The 17524-nt window shown below is 46.1% G+C and carries 14 protein-coding genes; 5 read left to right on the top strand and 9 right to left on the bottom strand.

Going from position 1 to position 17524, the window contains the following annotated elements; all coding sequences use genetic code 11:
- Positions 1–4: 4 nt before the first annotated feature.
- The 5 genes from iolE to iolA form a co-directional block, all read right to left on the bottom strand.
- Positions 5–907 (bottom strand): myo-inosose-2 dehydratase, encoded by a 903-nt coding sequence (gene iolE / locus ACH97_RS03045; protein WP_020453543.1) that lies wholly within the window; start codon positions 905–907, stop codon positions 5–7.
- A 13-nt stretch (positions 908–920) separates the two neighbouring features.
- On the bottom strand, positions 921–2834 hold the full coding sequence (iolD, locus tag ACH97_RS03040; protein ID WP_020453544.1) for a 3D-(3,5/4)-trihydroxycyclohexane-1,2-dione acylhydrolase (decyclizing): 1914 nt from the start codon (positions 2832–2834) through the stop codon (positions 921–923).
- 31 nt (positions 2835–2865) lie between these two features.
- Positions 2866–3843 (bottom strand): 5-dehydro-2-deoxygluconokinase, encoded by a 978-nt coding sequence (iolC, locus tag ACH97_RS03035; RefSeq protein WP_020453545.1) that lies wholly within the window; start codon positions 3841–3843, stop codon positions 2866–2868.
- Between the two features lie 27 nt (positions 3844–3870).
- Positions 3871–4686, bottom strand: a complete 816-nt coding sequence (iolB, locus tag ACH97_RS03030) for a 5-deoxy-glucuronate isomerase (protein ID WP_020453546.1) — start codon at positions 4684–4686, stop codon at positions 3871–3873.
- 74 nt (positions 4687–4760) lie between these two features.
- Positions 4761–6224, bottom strand: coding sequence for a methylmalonate-semialdehyde dehydrogenase (gene iolA / locus ACH97_RS03025; protein WP_020453547.1), 1464 nt, complete (start codon positions 6222–6224; stop codon positions 4761–4763).
- Between the two features lie 469 nt (positions 6225–6693).
- Between iolA and ACH97_RS03020 the strand changes: the two genes are divergently transcribed.
- The 4 genes from ACH97_RS03020 (at position 6694) to glpT (ending at position 10996) form a co-directional block, all read left to right on the top strand.
- Entirely contained in the window at positions 6694–7458 is a 765-nt protein-coding gene (locus ACH97_RS03020; RefSeq protein ID WP_020453548.1) for a DeoR/GlpR family DNA-binding transcription regulator, read from the top strand.
- Positions 7459–7541: 83 nt separating this feature from the next.
- Positions 7542–8477, top strand: a complete 936-nt coding sequence (locus ACH97_RS03015; RefSeq protein ID WP_020453549.1) for an aldo/keto reductase — start codon at positions 7542–7544, stop codon at positions 8475–8477.
- Between the two features lie 244 nt (positions 8478–8721).
- The gene (locus ACH97_RS03010) at positions 8722–9615 is read left to right on the top strand and encodes a glycerophosphodiester phosphodiesterase (RefSeq protein WP_020453550.1); all 894 of its coding nucleotides are present in this window, start codon (positions 8722–8724) and stop codon (positions 9613–9615) included.
- Between the two features lie 22 nt (positions 9616–9637).
- Entirely contained in the window at positions 9638–10996 is a 1359-nt protein-coding gene (gene glpT, locus ACH97_RS03005; protein WP_020453551.1) for a glycerol-3-phosphate transporter, read from the top strand.
- A 51-nt stretch (positions 10997–11047) separates the two neighbouring features.
- On the opposite strand, the gene htpG is transcribed toward glpT, so the two are convergent.
- Positions 11048–12928: a molecular chaperone HtpG gene (gene htpG / locus ACH97_RS03000; RefSeq protein ID WP_020453552.1), complete on the bottom strand. Its 1881-nt coding sequence runs from the start codon at positions 12926–12928 to the stop codon at positions 11048–11050.
- Between the two features lie 430 nt (positions 12929–13358).
- Between htpG and ACH97_RS02995 the strand changes: the two genes are divergently transcribed.
- Complete coding sequence (locus ACH97_RS02995; protein ID WP_048350186.1) at positions 13359–14780, top strand: ABC-F family ATP-binding cassette domain-containing protein; 1422 nt, start codon at positions 13359–13361, stop codon at positions 14778–14780.
- 32 nt (positions 14781–14812) lie between these two features.
- On the opposite strand, the gene yidA is transcribed toward ACH97_RS02995, so the two are convergent.
- From yidA to ACH97_RS02980, 3 genes are all read right to left on the bottom strand, one after another.
- Entirely contained in the window at positions 14813–15625 is an 813-nt protein-coding gene (yidA, locus tag ACH97_RS02990; protein ID WP_020453554.1) for a sugar-phosphatase, read from the bottom strand.
- A gap of 155 nt (positions 15626–15780) precedes the next feature.
- A complete protein-coding gene (locus tag ACH97_RS02985; RefSeq protein WP_020453555.1) occupies positions 15781–16830 on the bottom strand; it encodes an iron-containing alcohol dehydrogenase family protein in 1050 nt (349 codons plus the stop codon).
- Entirely contained in the window at positions 16830–17480 is a 651-nt protein-coding gene (locus tag ACH97_RS02980) for an MtnX-like HAD-IB family phosphatase (protein WP_020453556.1), read from the bottom strand. Before ACH97_RS02980 ends, ACH97_RS02985 begins: the two co-directional genes overlap by 1 nt.
- Positions 17481–17524: the final 44 nt, after the last annotated feature.

Raw genomic sequence — 17524 nt, 5'->3', positions numbered from 1 at the left:
CCCCCTAATTGGTTGCTGGGACATTCAACAAGTGACGATCGATGTACTTTCTGGCGATCAATGCGTATTCAAGCGGGTTGGCAACATCGGGATCCTGCTCAGCTTCCACAACGATCCAGCCGGAATAGCCGTGCTTTAATAGCGTTTGATAGACTTCTCTAAAATCGATGCAGCCATCGCCTGGAACAGTGAACATCCCTTGCAAAAACGCCTGTTGGAACGATTTTCCTTCCTGCTTGCATTTCTCTATGATCTTGAGGCGCGCGTCTTTAAAATGAACGTGGCCAATACGGTCCATATGCTTCTCTAGTATGTTCATATAATTTCCATCTGAAATGTAGGCATGCCCAGTATCATACAGAAGGTGCACGAGGGCCGGGTCAGTTCCCGCCATGAGCCGGTCAACCTCTTCCTCTGTCTGCACGCCTGTGCCGAGGTGATGATGATAGACAAGCTTCAGGCCGTACCGGCCGGCGATTTCCCCGAGGTGATTTAACCCTTCAAATAGCCGCTGCCATTCTTCATCGGTGAAATAAGGTTTTTCTTTAAACACGTTTTTATTCAGGCCCTGCACGCTGTACGTCTGTTCTGATACGACCGCAACATCGGCATGGACGTCTTTCAAGTACTGGCAGTGAGCCGCAAATTCCTTGGCTGCTTCTTCAATGCCGTCCCGAATGATATAGCTGCTGAACCACTTGCCGGCAATCCTTAGATTTCGCAGCTCGAGCTCTTTATTGAGAATGGCCGGTTCCGGAAAAAAGCCGCCCACTTCTGTGCCTTGAAAGCCTGCAACAACAATGTCGCTCAACAAATGCTGAAGTGTGTTTCCCGCGCCGATTTCCGGAATATCATCGTTCCGCCACCCTATGGGGGCGATGCCCCATAGAATTTGTGTCTTGCCCATCCTGGTGCCTCCTTTAATACTGCTTTGCAGATTTCAGCATTTTTTCTTTTGCTTCATACGCCTTTTGCACGCTTTCCTGTTCGGAAACCTCTGCAACACCTACGTGCCACCAGCTGTCATAGCCGTCCGTCATCGTCTTCGGCAACACCTTCATTTCGATCAATGTTGAGACATCTTGTTTTTTGGCATCTTCAAGCGCCGCTTTTAATTCTTCAATCGTGTTCGCTTTGTAGGTTTTTGCTCCATACCCTTCGGCCACTTTCGCGTAGTCGACATTGAGAATCTGATTGTCTGCTGTTCTGAATTCGCAGAAGTAGCTGCCGCTTCCATGGTCCATTTGCAGGTTGTTGATACAGCCGAATCCTGAGTTGTCAAAGAGCAGCACGTTGATTTTTTTATTATATTGAATTGCTGTAATGAGCTCTGAGTGGAGCATCAGGAAGCTTCCGTCTCCGACCAGTGAATAAACCTCTCTATCAGGATGAGCCAATTTCAAGCCGAGTGTTCCCGATACTTCATATCCCATGCAGGAATAGCCGTATTCCAAGTGGTACGTATTCGGTTCGTTTGAATGCCACAGCCGCTGCAGATCCCCCGGCAAAGAGCCTGCTGAACAAATGACGACGCTGTCCGGATCAACTGTTTCATTGATCGCGAGCAATGCCGTTGTTTGCGGGAGCTCGGTTTGCAGCACATCCGCGTATTCGTTGAGTATTTCTTGAGAAAAATGATCTTTAATTTCAGGTGTGAAGTTTTCACGCTTAAATGTTACCTTGCTCAAACGGTCACGCTCAGCAAGCCACTCGTCTTTCAGTTCCTTGATGATTGAACCGAATTCGCTCTTATAGCCTTCCAATAAACCGTGCAGCTTGCCGAGCGTTACTTTTGCATCGGCAACGACTTGGAAAGCATCCAGTTTATATGCCTGCATTCTGCTGACATTGATGTTTAAAAACTTTGAGTTGTCAAAGTCAAAAGCGGTTTTTGATGATGTCGCGAAATCGGTGTAGCGCGTGCCGATTCCGATGATCAAGTCAGCCTCGCGAGCCGCTTTGTTTGCCGCCAGCGTACCTGTGATGCCCATTCCGCCCAAGTTGTTGGCAAAATCAGCTTCCACTGTGGATTTCCCGGCCTGGGTTTCCACCAGCGGAATATTGTAAGCTTCAGACATGGCGATCAATTCGTCGCGCGCTCCGGAATATTTCGCTCCGCCGCCGACCAAGATGAGCGGTTTTTTGCTCGACTTGATCAGCTCCGCCGCTCCCTTCAGTTCACGCTCGCTCGGCTCTTTGCGATCAATATAGTGAACGCGTTTCTCAAAAAAGCTTTCATCGAAATCATAGGCTTCCCCTTCAACATCTTGAGAAATGCAAATCGTTGCAGGACCCGCCTTTGCAGGATCTGTCATCACTTCAAAAGCGCGAATCAGACTGCTCATCAACTGTTCAGGGCGCGTAATCCGGTCCCAATATCTCGAAACAGGCTTCAAAGCATCGTTCGTCGTAATCGCCGCACTGTATTCCTGTTCTACTTGCTGAAGAACAGGATCAGGCTGTCTTGTTGCAAATGTATCGGCCGGAATCAAGAGGACCGGAATATTGTTCGCAAGCGCCGTACCTGCAGCTGCCACAAGGTTAGCTGCTCCCGGTCCGACTGATGTTGATACAGCATAGATCTTCCTCCTCAGCATCTGCTTGCTGTAAGCCATTGCCGCATGTGCCATTCCCTGCTCATTCTTGCCTTGAAACACCTTTAAATGACCCGCATCCTGTTCAAGCGCCTGGCCGATGCCAACGACGTTCCCATGGCCGAAAATCGTAAAGATCCCCTCGACAAACGGTGTTTCTTCACCATCTACATGGATGTACTGCTGATTTAAGAATTTAATTAACGCTTGTGCTGTGGTTAAACGTATTTTCTTGCCCACAAACGATCCCACCTTTATTCATATTCTTCATTTAAGACTGAGCCGCGATAAGCTCTTCAATCTCGGCGACTGTCGGCATCGCTTCAGATGAGCTGTGCTTGGAAACAACAATGGATGCGGAAGCGCTTCCGTATTTCAGCGCAGTTTCAATATCTTTGCCTGAAACGAGTCCGTAGAGGAAAGCGGAAGCGTATGAATCCCCCGCTCCAAACGTTTTTAAGACCTTCGTTTTGTATGCTTTCGCCCGGAAGATGCCTCCGGATTTGCTGTATGCATATGAACCTTCGACACCGTGCTTGATAACGACAAGATCTGCGGAATGTGCAAACAAATGCTGAACAGATTCTTCATTGCTGCCGCCGCTCTTATTTTCCATTACATCAAACTCATCACGCGTTCCGATGACAATGTCTGATTGTTCGGCAACAAGCGTATAGTAAACGGACGTTTCCTCCGCAGATGTCCACGTATATGGACGATAGTCAAGCTCAAAGACCACTTTCACTTGATGCTTTTTCGCCAGCTGCACGGCTTTCAGCACCGCTTCGCGGGAAGGGCTTTTAGCCAGCGCCGTACCTGACACAAGAAGCATCTTCGATTTTGCAATATAGTCTTCGTTCACTTCAGAAGGGGCAAGGTAAAGATCTGCAACATCATCCCTGTACATTAAAATGCTGCATTCTTCAGGGCTTAAAATTTCTGTGAAAGCAAGCCCCGCTTTATGTCCGTCTTTATCAACCGCCATTTGTGACGTATCGACACCCGTATTTCTCATATAGGTTTCGATGAATCTGCCGTGCTGGTCATCCGGAATCTTCCCGATAAAGCCGGTCTTCAATCCTAATTTGGAACTGCCGATTGCAATATTAGCCGGGGAGCCGCCGACATATTTTGAAAATGTCATCGTCTGCTCCATCGGCCTGTTGTATTCGACTGCGTTTAAATCGATACATGCGCGGCCGATCGCTACAATGTCAAATTCTTTCTCTTCATTAAACGTATACCTCATCTTCAACAGCCTCTCCTTGCCTTATTGTTAGCGTTCCAAAATCCATTCATGGTCAGGGTCGTTATGAAACTTCCATTTCCGCGTCGGCCCTGCCATCACGTTTAAATAATAGGATGTGTATCCGTCAGGCACCCCGACAGGATGGTATCCGGCCGGCACGATGACAACGTTTCCATTTTCAACAGTCATCGTCTCGTCGATAGAACGGTCATCTGTGTAGACGCGCTGAAATACAAAGCCTTGCTGTGGGTCAAGTTCATGGTAGTATGTTTCTTCTAAAAAGGACTCTTCAGGCAGGTTGTCTTGATCATGCTTGTGCGGCGGATAGCTGGACCAGTTTCCGCTTTCAGTGTAGACTTCGACGACTAAAAGGCTGTTCGCTGAAGGATCTGAATCCGGAAGTATGTTATGAACGGTTCGTTTATTGCTGAATTTCCCGCGGTTTTCAATACCGTTGTCTTCAGCTTTGATCAGTTTCGTCGGCAGCTGATTTTCAGAAGGGGAATAGCACAGGGCAACTCTTGCCTCTGTAACCGCGGTAATGCCGAACTTGCGGTCATTTGACACATACACGCTGTCGGTCGGCTTTCTTTCGAAAACGCTTTCTCTCGTGCCGATATTTTCAAATGTCTGTTCATGATCGGTTACGGTAATCTTTCCGGTAAGCGCGACGATGCAGCATTCTTGTTTGCTCAGCGATTCTTCATAGCTGGATCCCGGTGCGAGATCAAGGACTTTAAACTCGACATAACTGAGATCCGAATTCGATTTTTTCACTTCGTGTACAAGCTTCACGCCTTGTGACAGCTCATTCGCCTGCGGCTTGCGCAACAAATGACTCATGGATAAAGCCTCCTTTTCAAACTTGAAACATGATCCGAACAGCGCGGGAACCGCGCCGCTCGGTTTTTTCACAATTAATTGAAGTCAGGCGCCGGATATCTTGCAGTGACGACCTTTTTGCGCGTATAGAAATCGACGCTGTCTTTTCCGTTCGCATGCAATGTGCCAAAGAACGAAGACTTCCATCCTGAGAACGGGAAGAATGCCATCGGAGCCGGTACGCCCAAGTTGATGCCGAGCATTCCCGCATCAATGTTTTCACGGAAATAGCGGATCGCATTCGAATTCGATGTGAACAAACATGCGCCGTTTGCAAATTCGGATTGGTTGGCGATGTCAACCGCTTCTTTCAAGTTCTTCACACGGATGACTGACAATACGGGAGCAAAAATCTCGTCTTTCCAGATCGTCATATCAGTTGTGACATTGTCAAAGATTGTCGGGCCGACGAAATAGCCTTCATCTGTCACATTTTCACGTCCGTCGCAGACAAGTCTCGCACCCTCTTCAACTCCTTTTTGTATATAGCCGAGTGTGCGTTTCTTGTTGTCTTCGCGAATGACAGGTCCGAGGAATACACCGTCGTCTAGTCCGTTTCCGATTTTGACTTCAGATGCTTTCTGAACCAATTTCTCCATGAATTCATCTGCGATCCCTTCTTCAACCGTCACTACTGCACATGCCATACAGCGTTCGCCGGCAGATCCGAAAGCAGCGCCGATAATATTTGTTACCGTGTCTTCAAGATTGGCATCGTTCAGAACGATGGTGTGGTTTTTAGCGCCTGTCAGCGATTGAACGCGTTTCAGGTTTTCGCTTCCTTTTTTATAGACATATTCTCCGACCGGTTTTGAACCGACGAATGAAATCGCTTTAATTTCCGGGTGTTCGAGAATGCCGTTTACTACATCATGAGCACCGTATACGACATTGAAGACCCCTTTAGGAAGTCCGGCTTTTTCAAACAGTTCAACAAGCTTTTCCGTCAGGAGCGGCGTCCGCTCGGAAGGTTTCAGAATAAATGTGTTTCCTAACGCAATGGCCATCGGGAACATCCAGCACGGTACCATCATCGGGAAGTTAAATGGGGCAATTCCGCCGACGACTCCGATCGGGTAACGGTAGTTCGCCGCTTCAACATCGGTTGCAATTGAAGCAAGTGAATCTCCCATCATCAGGGATGGCGCTCCAGCTGCAAACTCGACATTCTCGATGCCGCGTCCAACTTCGCCCAACGCTTCTTTCGTGTTTTTTCCGTTTTCAATCGTGATGAGGTGGGCGAGCTCCTCTTTATGCTGAGTCAAAAGCTGCTGAAAGTTAAATAGAATTCTTGCCCGGCGCGGAACGGCCACTTTTGACCATGTCTTAAACGCTTCAGCCGCTGTTTGCGCTGCGTATTCGATATCCTCGCGCGTCGAAATCGGCACCTGGCAAAGCACTTCTTTCGTCGCAGGATTGACTACATCTTCGTATTTGTCGGTTTTGCTTTCAACCCATTCTCCATTAATATAGTTTCTTAACTTTCTGATTTCTGCCATTCTTATAACCTCCTTGAATATTAAACATCTCCTGGTACAGATGGGGCAGGTTCCAACCATTATGTATGAATGCCGAACGGCTCTTCATTGCATAACGGATTTTCGCAAAAAACAGGAATTAAACGCTTACAAAAGAAATTAATGAATAGAACGATGATTTTATCAAAAGAACCGCAACGCAATAAAACGTTTACACTCAGAAATTTCTCAACTTTATCACGTTTTGGTCACTTCTTGGTTATATTCTAATCCGCTCTTACCCATAAGTCAATCAAAATCATTAAATTTTTCTTTTGTAAGATTTATAGAAAACCTTAAAATGATTTAGAAAAACATTGTATAATAAAAAGGAACAGGACAAATCTTGCAAAAAATAATCACCAATGTTATCATTTTTTAAACAATTATTGGTTAACTTTTGGGTTTATTATATATATTTAGCCAAATATACTAGAAGGAGATACTTGGTATGAAGTTAATGCGGATTAAAGAAATGGAAGAATATATTTTGACCAATGGCACCGTTTCGCTTGATGAGCTTTGCCAGGTCTTTAATGTTTCCAAAAACACGGTCAGACGCGACATTAACAAGCTGACCGAGAAAGGAGTCATAAAAAAAGTCTACGGCGGCGTAACGGCGATCGAAAAAACGGCCTTAATCCCATTTGAAAACAGAACCATTCAAAACAAGGATGCCAAGATGAAAATCGCGCACTACGCTTCACGCTTTATTGAAGACCATGACCTGATCTTTATCGATTCCGGCACAACGACCCAATCCATATTGGAAACTCTTGATCCAAATAAAAATGTAACCGTTTTAACGAACAGCCTCGACATTATCAACGCTGCTGCCGCGATGCAAAATATAAACTTGATCATCATCGGCAGCAACTACAAACGGAAAACGCAGTCCTTCGTCGGCATGGATGATCCGGGAACATTGGATAAATATAATATTAATAAAGCTTTCATGTCGGCAACAGGAGCAACACTTACCCATGGACTGACAAACTCCGATCTGCTTGAATATGAAATTAAAAAGAAAATATCCGAAAAAGCAAAACAAGTATACTTGCTGGCCGATCATTCCAAATTCGGGAAGTCGACCTTGCTGACGTACGCGCCGTTTCACAGATTGCACGCGATCGTCACATCTCAGGCGCTGGATGAGGAATATCACGAGTACTGTAAAGAGCGCAACATTGAAATCCATTTGGCAAAACATGTATAGTTGAATTGGACATCCTTGACCGGCTGTATCCAAGCGGCCGGCCAAGTTTATTGATCAACATATCATTTCAGGAGGGGAATCCAATGAAAAAAGTTAAAGTTGGCAAATCAGATTTGCACGTATTCCCGATTGGTTTGGGAACCAATGCCGTCGGAGGACATAACCTTTATCCGAATCTCAATGAAGAAACGGGAAAAGAATTGGTGCGGGAAGCGATCAGAAACGGCGTCACATTTTTAGATACCGCCTACATATACGGCATCGGCCGTTCCGAAGAATTAATCGGCGAAGTCCTCAAAGAATTCAACCGCGAGGATGTCGTGATTGCGACAAAAGCCGCCCATAAGAAAGAAGGCGACGATTTTGTCTTTGACAACTCCCCTGCATTTTTGAAAAAATCCGTTGAAGAAAGTCTGGAGCGTCTGCAAACTGACTACATCGACCTTTTCTATATCCATTTCCCTGATGAGAACACGCCGAAAGACGAAGCGGTTCAAGCGCTCCATGAACTGAAGCAGGAAGGCAAAATCAGAGCGATCGGGGTATCCAACTTTTCGCTTGAGCAGCTGAAAGAAGCGAACAAAGACGGATTGGTGGATGTGCTCCAAGGCGAATACAACTTGCTGAACAGGGAAGCTGAGGCGACATTCTTCCCGTATACACAGGAGCATAACATCTCATTTGTTCCTTACTTCCCGCTTGTCTCCGGATTGCTCGCCGGAAAATACAGCGAAGATACAACGTTCCCGGAAGGCGACCTGAGAAGAGAAATGGAAAACTTCCAAGGCGAACGCTTCAAAGAAAACATTAGAAAAGTGAACCAGCTTGCGCCGATCGCGGAAAAACACAATGTTGACATCGCACATATCGTGTTGGCCTGGTACTTGGCAAGACCTGAAATCGATGTGTTGATCCCGGGCGCCAAACGCGCAGATCAGCTGATCGACAACCTCAAAACGGCAGAAGTCAATCTGTCTCAAGAGGACATTGATTTCATCGACCGGCTGTTCGCCCGCTAAATAATCAGGAAACCTATCTTAAAAGATAGGTTTCTTTATTTTTAAAATCATATTGACAGCGCTTCCATTTTTGGTATGATAGGAAAGAAGTTAATACAAGTGACGGAGAATGGGAGATTCACAATAAGACCCTCTTGTGCCAGGGGTTTTTTTGTGGATCTCTCTTTTTATTCGTCACATAAGGAGGCGAATAAAAACCGGAAACCAACATTCTGCATACCGACTTGAAAGGGGAAATCATTTGATGAAAAAACTTGTCCGCAGCATCTTCCTTATAACAGCTGCAATCGTTGCCGCCGGTTTTGGACTCAGCGGGCATGCGGAGGCCGCAAGCCATTCCCAGCCGCAGCTCAATCCGAGTCAGCTATTAAATGTCGCACACCGCGGCGCATCGGGTCATGCTCCCGAACATACGCTTTTGGCTTATAAGCTTGGGCAAAAAATGAAAGGCGATTACATAGAAATCGATCTTCAAATGACAAAAGACGGACATTTGGTCGCCATGCACGATGAGACATTGGATCGCACGACCAATGGTACGGGTTTTGTCAAAGACTATACGCTGAAAGAAATCAAACAGCTTGATGCAGGCTCCTGGTTTAACGAAGCATATCCTGAGCGGGCAAAAACGGAGTACGTTGGTCTGAAAGTGCCTACCCTGGAAGAAATCATCCAAACATTCGGGAGAAGCGCGCGCTACTATATCGAAACAAAATCACCGGAAGACTATGATCATATGGAAGAAAAGCTCCTGGACATTCTGAAGCAATACAAACTGACCGGGGCAAACATTCATTCAAGCAAAGTCATCATTCAATCTTTTAGTCCTGAAAGCTTACAAATCATTCATAACGCTAATCCAAACATTCCGCTTGTGCAATTATTATGGTACGACAAACCGGCTGCCATTACTGACGCCGAATTAAAACAATATCAATCTTACAGCGTCGGACTCGGCATGAACTTTGACCGCATTGACCGGGCATACGTGCAAAAAATTCGAAGCACCGGCATGCTGGTCCATCCTTATACCGTGAATGAAAAAGAAGATATGAAGCGGCTGCTCGATTGGGGAGCGACCGGAATGTTCACCAACTTTCCGGACCGGCTGCGCGATGTTTTGCGTGAAAAGAAGTAAATGAATAAAGAAGGGGTATACCATGTTAAAACTGTTTAAACCAGCACCGCCGATTGAGCGGATGCCGGACGATCAAATTGATTCGGAATATAAGAAATTCAGACTGCAAGTTTTTCTCGGCATCTTCATCGGTTATGCGGCATACTATTTAATTCGCAAAAATTTCTCGCTTGCCATGCCTTATTTAATCGAAGAGGGATTTTCAAAGTCGGCGCTCGGCTTTGCCTTATCCGCTCTATCCATCTCTTACGGGCTGAGCAAGTTCGTGATGGCCACGATATCAGACCGGAGCAATCCGCGGATGTTCCTGCCCGCCGGTTTGATCCTTTCCGCTGTCATCAGCTTGTTGATGGGGTTTGTTCCTTTCTTCACCTCATCGATCGCCATTATGTTTATCATGCTGTTCTTAAACGGCTGGTTCCAAGGCATGGGGTGGCCGCCGTCAGGACGCGTCCTTGTCCACTGGTTCAGCGTCAGCGAAAGGGGAAATAAAACAGCCATATGGAATGTCGCCCACAATGTCGGCGGGGGACTGATGGCGCCTATAGCCGTTGCCGGCGTCGCCATCTTCTCAGGCATTACGGGATCTGCTACAGGCTATGAAGGCGTATTTATTTTGCCCGCCTTGGTCGCCATCGCCGTTGCCGTCATTTCTTACTGGCTGATCCGGGATACGCCGCAGTCTGTCGGACTGCCTCCAATCGAGGAATACCGCAACGATTATTCAAGCAAGTCGAAGAAAACATTTGAAACGGAATTATCAACGAAAGAAATCCTCTTTAAATATGTATTAAATAATAAATGGGTGTGGGCGATCGCACTTGCCAACATTTTCGTGTACTTCGTCCGCTACGGCGTTCTGGATTGGGCGCCAACCTATTTAAGCGAAGAAAAAGGCTTTGATATGAGCAAATCAAGTGTCGCTTATTTTCTGTATGAATGGGCGGGGATTCCGGGGACATTGCTTTGCGGCTGGATCTCTGACAAATGGTTTAAAGGGCGCCGCGGACCGGCAGGCTTTGTCTTTATGGTAGGTGTTTTGATCGCGGTGCTTGTATACTGGTTCAATCCAGCCGGCAATCCGATGATCGACATGGCATCATTGATCGCGATCGGATTCCTCATTTACGGTCCAGTTATGCTGATTGGTCTTCAGGCACTTGACTTTGTTCCGAAAAAAGCGGCAGGTACGGCTGCAGGATTGACGGGTCTGTTCGGATACCTAGGCGGAACCTTGACGGCAAATGCGCTGATGGGTGTTATCGTCGATGCATCCGGCTGGAATGCGGGCTTTACGCTCTTAACCGCTTCATGTGCAATCGCAGCACTCATCTTTGCGATGACATGGAATGTGCGGGGACAGGAAGTTGTGAAACATTAACATCAAAAAAAGATACATCTCGCCTAAAGCTGAGATGTATCTTTTTTATTTTTATGCCATCACTTTGCATATATCATTCGTAAATTCAACGGGGTCTTCGATTGGCAAGCCTTCTATCAGCAGCGCCTGGTTGTACAGGATGCCGGTGTACAGCTTGAATTTATCTTTGTCGTTTTCAAAAGCATCCTGCAGTGTTTTGAAGACTTCGTGATTTGTATTGATTTCCAATGCTTTATCAGCCTTTACGTGCTGGTTGTCAGGCATTGCGTTTAAGATTTTTTCCATCTCGATGGTGACTTCTCCGTCAGCGGCAAGGCATACAGAGTGTGTCTTCAGCCGTTTTGACGCCCTTACGCTTTTCACTTTTCCATCCAGGGTCTTTTTCATCTCTTCAAAAAGGTCTTTGTATTGGCTGTCGTCCCCGTCTGATTGATTTTGCTCATCATCGTTTTCGATTCCGAGGTCGCCGCTGGATACCGACTTGAATTCTTTTTCTTGATAATTCGCCAGCATTTTGATGGCGAACTCATCGATGTCCTCGGTGAAATAAAGGATTTCATACCCTTTTTCCGAAACCAGCTCGGTTTGAGGAAGCTTTTCAATTCGGTCATACGAGTCGCCTGACGCATAGTAAATGTATTTTTGATCTTCAGGCATTCTGGATACATATTCATCAAGGGTGACCAGCTTTTTCTCTTTTGATGAATAGAAAAGCAGCAGGTCTTTCAGCATATCTTTATGAGCTCCAAAATCATTGTATACCCCAAATTTAAGCTGTCTGCCAAACGATTGATAAAAAGACTCGTATTTTTCTCTGTCATTTTTCAGCAAGCTTTTCAGCTCATTCTTGATTTTTTTGCTGATGTTTTTGGCAATCAGCTTCAGCTGCCTGTCATGCTGGAGCATCTCCCTCGAAATGTTGAGCGATAAGTCTTCTGAATCGACCATTCCTTTGACAAAGCTGAAGTGGTCAGGCAGCAGGTCCGGACACTTTTCCATGATCAGCACACCGTTCGAATACAGTTCAAGACCCTTCTCAAATTCCTTCGTGTAGTAGTTGAACGGAATATTTTCAGGGATGAATAAAATCGCATGATATCTCACTGCGCCGTCCACGCTTGTATGGACGTGAGCGAGCGGCTTGTCAAAACCGTAACGCTTTTCCGTATAAAACGCCTCGTATTCTTCATCTTTCAGTTCGCTTTTGTTTTTTCGCCAAATCGGCACCATGCTGTTGACTGTCTGTTCTTCCTGAACTTCTTCAAATTCATTTTCAGCGTCTTCTTTCGGCTTGTTAACGGTGACATCCATCTTGATCGGATAGCGGATGAAATCAGAATATGTTTTGATGATCGCTTTTAAGCGATGAACATCCAAGTATTCATCATAGTTTTCGTCGTCTGTATTTTCTTTCAGCTTCAAAATGACATCGGTTCCCGCTGATTCTTTCGCAGCCGGTTCGATCGTATAGCCGTCGGCCCCCGCTGATTCCCATTGATACGCTTCATCGCTGCCATGGGCTTTTGTCATGACGGTGACGGTGTCCGCAACCATAAAAGCGGCGTAGAAACCGACGCCGAACTGGCCGATAATATCGTGCCCGTCTTTTAATTCGTTTTCTTGTTTAAACGCAAGCGAGCCGCTCTTGGCAATGGTTCCAAGATGTTCTTCAAGCTCTTCTTTCGTCATGCCGATCCCGGTGTCCGCAATCGTCAGCGTTCTGTTTTCTTTGTCTGCGGAGATTTTTATGTAGTAATCATCTTTGTTAAACGTCAGTGAATCGTCTGTCAGCGCTTTGTAGTAGATTTTATCGATGGCATCGCTCGCATTGGATATCAGCTCCCTTAAAAAGACTTCCTTTTGGGAATAAATCGAGTTGATCATGATGTCCAGCAATCTCTTGGATTCTGCTTTAAATTCTTTTTTAGCCATCTGTCTCTCTCCTCTTTTGCTCATATGATATACATATATCGTTCGATTCTGTTCACAAATTAAATAACACACTGCCTGCACGATGTCAATTCATATGGCAGCGGTTTGACAACCGGCACTCCGCTTCATATAATGTGTGGTGAAGGTAAATTTGACCAAAACGAGGTGGAAAGGAATGAAAATCTTATCAACTGTTCTTAAAAGAGAATTGGCTTAAAGACGGGAGAAGTCTGCCCTTTTTTAGACAAGCCATCTCGGGAACAGTTTGATATGATTTGACATCCTTTCTTGCTGTATTTTAAATATGTAGCGGGTAAGGTGTAGTTTGCCTTACCCGTTTTTTTTGCCGGACAGGATAGCGAGGCTTCACGCTGTTCTCTTTTGATGGCTTGTTTTTTCAAAAAAAATAAGCCTGAAGGAGAGAATCACCATGAGTATTGTTCATGTCACGAATCTGACCCATATATATGGAGACCGTATTATCTTTCAAGACGCCGGGTTCCGCCTGCTGAAAGGCGAACACGCCGGCCTTGTCGGTGCAAACGGAGCCGGAAAATCGACATTGCTGCGGATTTTGACAGGCAGCCTTCTGCCCGATCACGGAAACATTGAATGGCAGCCAAACATTCGGGCCGGCTTTCTTGAACAGCATGCCAAGCTGACGAAAGGCACAACCATCCTTCAGTACATGGAGCAAGCGTACGACCGGCTGTTTGAAATCGAAAAGCAACTGAATCGGCTTGCCGAAAAAATGGCCGACGCCGAAGACAATCTGGAGGCCATTTTGAAAAGATACGGAGAGCTCCAATCCGAACTGGAGAGTTCAGGATTTTACCAAATCGGAACGAAACCTGATGTGCTCCTGTTGGATGAGCCGACCAACTATTTGGATGCGGCCCATATTGAGTGGCTGACGGGGTATTTGAAAAACTATAAGCACGCCTTTCTCGTGATCTCACATGACGAACACTTCTTAAATGAGATCACGACGGTGACATTCCATCTGGAGCATCAAACGATCAAACGGTACTCCGGCAGCTATCAATATTTTCTGAAGGAATATGTGCAAAGCAGGGCACAGGCTGAAGCCGCATACGCCAAACAACACAGGGAAATTAAAAAGCTAGAGGGGTTTATCGACCGGAACAGGGTCCGAAAGGCGAAGCAGGCCAAAAGCAGGGAGAAAGCATTAAGCAAAATCAAGCGAATCGAAAAACCGACAGATTCTTATGTCCCCAGCTTTTCATTTAAAACGGGGCGAAATCCGGCGATGACCGTACTCAAAACGGAAAATCTTGAGGCGGGCTACACCGTTCCATTATTTAAGCCTCTTTCTCTGACCGTAAAACGGGGCGATAAAATCGCCATTACCGGAGAAAACGGCGCCGGAAAATCGACGCTCATTAAAACGCTGCTCGGTGATCTCAAGCCTCTTAGCGGCACCGTCACAGCAGGACAGCATTTACAGGCGGCCTATTTCAGACAGGAAAGTCCGGCTTCTCATCATACACCGCTTGAAAAATTGCGGGCGTTCTTTCCTGATCTATCGGAAAAAGACATCAGGCAGACGCTCGCGATATCCGGTTTGACGCCAAAGCATATCAGCCAGCCCCTTGCTACGCTAAGCGGCGGTGAACAGGCAAAGGTCCGGCTGGCGGAACTGATGCTTTCAAACAGCAATCTGCTTGTTCTTGATGAACCGACAAACCATCTTGACACATCGGCAAAGCGTGCGTTAAAGCAAGCGCTCTGCGACTACAAGGGAACGATTTTGCTCGTTTCCCATGAACCGTCTTTTTATGAAGACTGGGTGACTCATATTTGGCGGATTGAAGCATGGCGCCGCAAATAGGTAAAAGCCGGCCTTTCGAAGGGCCGGCTTTTTCATTTGGACAATACAAGCTCATGAATGGCGTGAGCAACGCCGTTTTCGTTATTCGTACGCGTTTCATAATCGGCCGAAGCTTTTACCTCAGGGATCGCATTCCCCATGGCGACTCCGCATCCAGCCCATTCGATCATCGACATGTCGTTTCCGTTGTCTCCAATACAGATCACTTCTTCTTGCGCGATGCCTAATATGTCGGCAAGCTGCTGAACGGCATTTCCTTTACTTGCCGCAGGGTGAAGAATTTCATAAAAGAACGGCGAGCTTTTCACCATTGTATAACGTTCCTTGACGTCTTCCGGTATTGCTGCGATCGTCCGATCCAGCTTTTCCGGTTCATCAATGTACATCGCCTTTGGCGCGAGAAGGTCTTTCGGGATTTCTTCGATCGTCCGGAACCGGAGCGGCACTTTGGTGACGTATGATTCGTGAACAGTATACGGGCTGATTTCCCGGTTTGGCGTATATAAATAAGCAGAATCAAAAAAATGCATCGGCGTATCAAGCTTTTGGCTAAGCTCATATAACGATTTCACATCATCATAGCCCAGTGTCAGCTCTGACACGACTTCTTGAGTGTGCGTATTTTGAACGAGCGCTCCGTTATAGGCGATGACATAATCGCCGTCTTCATTTAGATTCAGTTCTTCCAGATAGCGGCTTACACCGCCGAGAGGACGGCCCGTGCAGAGAACGATTTTGACGCCTTGCTTTTTTGCAGCATGCAGGGCATTCCGAACTTCCTCTGTTACTTCATGAAGATCATTCAACAATGTTCCATCCATATCTATCGCGATTAGTTTGTACATTTTACACTCTCCCTGATCAGAATCGAGCCCTAACGTCGTACTTATGACCCATACCTTCTTTATTGTATCACAGCTTTTCCCCGTCATTTTCGTCTGATGCCCACGGAAAAAACGCCTTACAGCAAATAAGGCGTTTTTCGAGCCGCTTGGCCTGCTTAAAATATTTCCTGCAGAATCGGATCTTCATCAAGGATGCGAAGCGCTTTTTCGCGATAGCCGGCTTCATGCAAGTACGTATAGCGGTTCGGCTTGACAGTGTGCGACAAATTGATCGCTTCGCGAAACTCATCTTTGTTCAGATTCAGTGTTTTCACATATTGAAAAAAGCCTGTTCTCGTAAACACCTTTTCAATCCGCTCAGCCCGGTGATCCTGTACATGAGCCATGATGTAGGTGGCTACCCCGACTTGAATGCCGTGCATCTGCGGTTTTTCCGCAATTTTGTCCAACGCATGGGAAATCAGGTGCTCAGAACCGCTGATCGGCGCGCTGTTTCCGCTGATTTCCGTGGCGATGCCTCCCATTGTCAAAGAGCTGACAAGCTCTTTTAAAAAGATCGGCTGTTTAATATCCTGCATCGGTGTACGGACAAAGCTGTTGACCGCTTTCTTGCTGAGCATCGACGCAAACGCATTTACATCGCTGACCCCGTGCCGCTCTTCAAACTCCCAATCATAAAGTGCCGTAATATTGGACATCAAATCGCCGATCCCCGCCAAAATAAAGTGCTCCGGCGCTTTTTGAATGATACTCAAATCAGCTATGATTCCATACGGAACCCTTGCCGGCACGGTTGTTTTTTTTCCTTCGACTTGAAGCGAGCAATTGCTGCTCGCAAACCCGTCATTGGATGCCGACGTCGGAATGCTGATGAACGGGGTCCGCTTGGAAAAAGCGATGTATTTTCCGCAATCGACAACATACCCGCCGCCCATGGCAATGATGACATCGTAATTCCCGATTGAAAATGCCTGCTTCAAAAGCTCCTGTATGTCCAGGTTGGACGGCAGCAAAACAGCTTCTACTTTGACATGTTGAAAGGCGGCTTTTAATGAGTGCTCATACTGCTGATAGGAAAAATCGTCAAAAAACATGATCGCCTTGTCAAACTGATGCTTTCTCAATATCTCATCCAACCGGCCAAGCACGCCTTCACTAATGTCCAAAACCGCGGGAATGGCTATGCTGGTAACCTGGCGCGGCATTAGACGATCCGCCCTTTTTCTTTAAGATACTGTTCAATGTCTTCAAATGTTTCAACGGCTACAAATGGCACCCCCTGCTGACGAAGCAAATCCTGGAGCGCATCCTTTGCAAATGTTACATCCGCAAATTTAGCCGGGTGGGAATCCGGTTCACTGTCACCTGCAAAATAAATCGTCTCGTACTCTTCTTTCAGCTTCTGAATGACCTTTGATTTATCAATCCCATAGCGCTCAGAGTAATGCCAATGATTCTCATCAATGTCCAAATGAACATTGTCTTCTTTAAAAAAGCCTTTATTTGAAAAGACCTCAACGTCTGTAATCCCGTATTTCTTTAAAATATAATGAATGTAATAATTCGTGCCGGCGCTTAAAATGTAGAAATCGCCGCCGTTTTTCTGGACATGCTGAATGAAGTCTGGCACATATTCATCAATTGGTATGGAATGAATGTCATCAATGATTTTTTGCTCGCTTTGATGAATTGAAGCAAAAACAGTTCCCAAAAACTCGATATCTTTTAATTCTCCGGCCTTCCACTTCTTGAACAATTCACGGCCTTCCGGAAAATATTTATCAATGACCATCCAGTAAAAATCCTGTTTGGAAATCGTCCCATCAAAGTCTGATACAAATGCCCATTTCTTCATACTGCATACCTCTTTTCTATGGTATTTTAAAAGATTAGATTCAT

It is taken from the genome of Bacillus paralicheniformis (assembly GCF_001042485.2).
Taxonomy (GTDB): Bacteria; Bacillota; Bacilli; order Bacillales; family Bacillaceae; genus Bacillus; species Bacillus paralicheniformis.
Note: the sequence above shows the minus strand (reverse complement) of the source record. Positions and strands in the feature narration are given on the sequence as shown.